Source organism: Nostoc sp. CHAB 5715 (genome assembly GCF_020829685.1).
In the GTDB taxonomy this organism is placed as follows: domain Bacteria; phylum Cyanobacteriota; class Cyanobacteriia; order Cyanobacteriales; family Nostocaceae; genus Nostoc.
The window spans coordinates 1-2870 of sequence record NZ_JAIVFR010000938.1 but is presented as its reverse complement, the minus strand read 5'-3'; the positions used below and the strand labels follow the sequence as shown (position 1 = coordinate 2870).

The following is a 2870-nucleotide window of genomic DNA, read 5'->3' as shown; positions in this document are numbered from 1 at the left end:
TTGACGCACTCACACTAAACTAAAGTTATCTCTACTATATTTCTGAGTTTGCACTCAAGGCGGTGTAGAGACGATTTTCCTCCAAAGTCCTAAAGGGCTTCGGTTTCAATCAACGAACCGCACAATCTGGACGTGCGTATTTCTACGCATCCAGCTTCCGATATTCTTAAGGGTTAATTTTGTAGATTCCTTCCAGCTTTCACTTAGTTACGGGATTTCACGCAAGCCGTATCTAATCTACTTCCTTTCCTTTTTGCCCATGTGGATGTAATCATGACAGGTTTCATGCACTGCAACTAGATTCTTTGGTTTCCAGTTTTCATGATTGCCGTCTATGTGGTGTAGTTGTACTCTCTCTTCAGAGGTTAACTTTAACCCGCAATGCCCACATGAATGGTTTTGCTTTATTAATTGTCTTGAGGTTGCGCCGTCGTATAATTCACTGTTCCTTTTTGACCAGTAAACTAAGTCTCCGTCAAAGGGCGATTTATTCCCTTGAACTTTGATAAAGGCGTTTTCAGAGTAGGGGACGCTAGGGAATGCTTTATCTAGTAGTTTCTTACTAGAGAGTTTATCCTGTTTTGTCTCTTTGTTGAATACCTTAAATGTTCTGTGTTGTATGTGCCACAGCGAGAACCGTGAACCGTCCAATTTACAGAACTTATGGTAGTGTCTCCAACCTCTAACAATTGGTGCAAGCTTGGAAGCTTTCACCTTAGCGCCATAATTCGAGTTATTGATGATGTGTTTAACTTTCTTACGAAAATTTTTGAAGTTTTCCTCTGAGGGAATACATCTGAACTTTCCGTTTTGCTGTACGTAAAAGTGCCAGCCTAGAAAATCGAATCCATCTGTCGAAGCGGTTACTTTGGTCTTTTTCTCGCTTACCTTCATCCCTCGTTCTGCTAGGAATTGGTTGATTTTGTCAAGTAACTCTGAGGCATCGTCTTGAGGACGGAGGAAGAATACCATATCATCAGCATATCTAACACAGGCGTTTGTTATGTTAGCTTTTGGTGTTCTTGATGATATCCTCATATTGTCCTTGTGGTATTGATGCATATTTTCGATACCATTAAGAGCAATATTTGCCAGGAGTGGACTTACCACTCCCCCTTGCGGGGTTCCTTGTTCTGGGAATTCTGGGTTTATTCCTGCTTTTAAGGCTCGGAATATGCCAGTTTTTAATGCTCTAGGAGCTATCAAGTTCCCCATTATGGTGGAGTGGTTTATCCTATCAAAGCATTTCTCAATGTCAAGCTCAAGGATTCTTTTGTTGATGCCGTTTGAGGTGCTTCTTAAATTTTTGAATACCTGATTTTGGGCATCGTGGGTAGACCTACCCGTTCTGAATCCGTAGCTGTGTTCATGGAAAGTTGCTTCGTGTGCTGGTTCTAGTGCATATTTGGCGAGGCATTGCCAACACCTATCCGCAATAGTGGGAATTTTAAGGTATCTGATAGAACCGTCTTTCTTTGGTATTGGTATCTCTCTTAATTTATTGTGATACCAGTTTTGCTGTCTTAGTAACAGTTCGAGGTTGAATCTCTCCTCATGGGTTAAGGCGGTTTTTCCATCGATACCCGCAGTCTTTTTACCAGCGTTTAGCTGTGTTACTTGACGAATTGCCATAAACCTAGCTGCTTTGGATTTCAAAATAAGCTTTTGTAGTGACTTAGCTTATTTTGAAATCCAATGCAGCTAGGTTTATGGCAATTCGTCAAGTAACACAGCTGCTTTAAGGCTAACTCCCCTTTCCGATGTCCAAACTCCCTCAAATCTTCGCGCTGCGTCTATATCGAGATTAGGGCTTAGTTCTGGTAGTTGCTTGTTTTTGGCAATAGAACCAAGGCTTTCGCGGCAAACTAGACAAGTTGCATAATTGTCAGCAATCACTACCAAATGCCACTCATGGCTTAAGCCATCCGTTGGCTCAAAAGCGACCTTTTCGTAGTGTTCCGAACTGTTGGCGAAATTCGTTTCTGGAGCAGCTAATACGTATATTTGGTTACTCCGCAAGGCTAGTCGCAGGTAGCGATGAGCTTCTTGGCGGTAGAATCTCTCTCGCTGGAAACTAGCAATTACAAGGGGTTGTGCTAAAGTCGCAGCCAAAACTTGATCTTCCATCGCATGGGAGAGCGCCGTTAGTGAAGCCTTAAAATATAGCTGGGGCCGCAAGTATGGTAGGGACTTTAGCAGATCACTCAGCACAGAAGTCGAAATGCTCATGAATTATTGTTAAACGCTCAACCTCGACAAGATCAAAAGTCACAGCTGCATTGTACAAATTCCAAGGGACTCTCAAGTTAAATAGAGAGTTGCAATATGTAAAGAACGCGCTTAAGCACTTTCTGCCAAAGCAGGCGCAACACTTCGTTACCAATTAGGAGGAGTGCGTACAACTTGATAAGAGGCAGGGGGCAGGGGGTAAGGGAAAAGGTACAAACCTTGCCCCTTGTGGGCAAAAGTCCCCCTGCTCCTTTTCTCCCTTAGTTGAAGCCCCACCCGCAAGTGGCGTGGTTTTTCTCCCCTGCTCCCAGCTAAGAGCTCCCCTGCTTTTTCACTTGTTGATTGACAACCTACTACGCCCAATATACATTCTCGACCAAGTTTGAAATATGCTTGCACAACTAAAATATTTCCAGACTAAGTACCAAATAATTAATTATTGTATAATTTTAATTGTAATATTCACTAATAAACACTGATCAGTGATTGATAGTCTACGGATTGGTGTAGCCCCTCGTAGACATCGCTAAAATTAGTCATGAATTGATTTCAGATAATAATTTTGAAAAAATCCTAACATTGAGTTTTGCTTTGCTCAACTATAGCATTCATAAATCATGCGTTAAAAACTGTGCTGACAT

General features: G+C 42.0%; 1 pseudogene. It reads right to left on the bottom strand.

Going from position 1 to position 2870, the window contains the following annotated elements:
* Positions 1-237 precede the first annotated feature (237 nt).
* A pseudogene (locus LC574_RS34010) lies at positions 238-2229 on the bottom strand (DICT sensory domain-containing protein).
* Between the last annotated feature and the right edge of the window lie 641 nt (positions 2230-2870).